The 678-nt window shown below is 65.0% G+C and carries 1 protein-coding gene; it reads left to right on the top strand.

Going from position 1 to position 678, the window contains the following annotated elements:
• Positions 1–231: 231 nt before the first annotated feature.
• Positions 232–573, top strand: a complete 342-nt coding sequence (locus Q673_RS24010; protein WP_023005207.1) for a Grx4 family monothiol glutaredoxin — start codon at positions 232–234, stop codon at positions 571–573.
• Positions 574–678 lie beyond the last annotated feature (105 nt).

A 678-nucleotide genomic window follows, 5' to 3' on the forward strand; every position in this document is an offset into this window, starting at 1 on the left:
CTGCTTGATGGTGATGGCGCGGCGGATCAGGTGGTCGAGCTCCGCGGGGCTGGCGTCCAGCAGGGTCAGGAAGTGGCGGGTGGCCATGGGCTGCTCCTCGCAAAAACGCTCATCCTAGCCAGCCGCCGGGGGATGCGCAACGCGCCGGGGATCAGTAGAATGGCCTTCACCAAGACCGACCGGCGGACTCGGGTATTCCCCGCCGCCTCAGCATCCGTAACGGGAGACGCCATGAGCACCACCCTCGAGAACATCCAGCGCCAGATCGGCGAGAACCCTATCCTGATCTACATGAAGGGTACCCCCCAGCTGCCGCAGTGCGGCTTCTCCGCCCAGACCGTGCAGGCGCTGATGTCCTGCGGCGAGCGTTTCGCCTTCGTCAACATCCTGGACAACCCGGACATCCGCGCCGAGCTGCCCAAGTACGCCAACTGGCCCACCTTCCCGCAGCTGTGGGTCGAGGGCGAGCTGGTCGGCGGCTGCGACATCGTGCTGGAGATGCACCAGAACGGCGAGCTCGAGACGCTGATCAAGGAGACCGCCGCCAAGCACAAGGATGACGCCGAGCAGTAAGCGTCAGGCGTCGGGCTGCAAGCAAAACCCCGAAGGTGCAAGCCTCCGGGGTTTTGCTTTTGGTGGATGCCCCACCCAGCCTGGGCTCCTTGCTCCTTGCTCCTT

Origin of the sequence: Halomonas sp. PBN3 (assembly GCF_000475415.1) — a bacterium.
GTDB lineage: Bacteria > Pseudomonadota > Gammaproteobacteria > Pseudomonadales > Halomonadaceae > Halomonas > Halomonas shengliensis.

Excerpts from the sequence above, each read along its gene's own strand:
- Q673_RS24010 (WP_023005207.1), top strand. The coding sequence starts at position 232 with ATGAGCACCACCCTCGAGAACATCCAGCGCCAGATCGGCGAGAACCCT.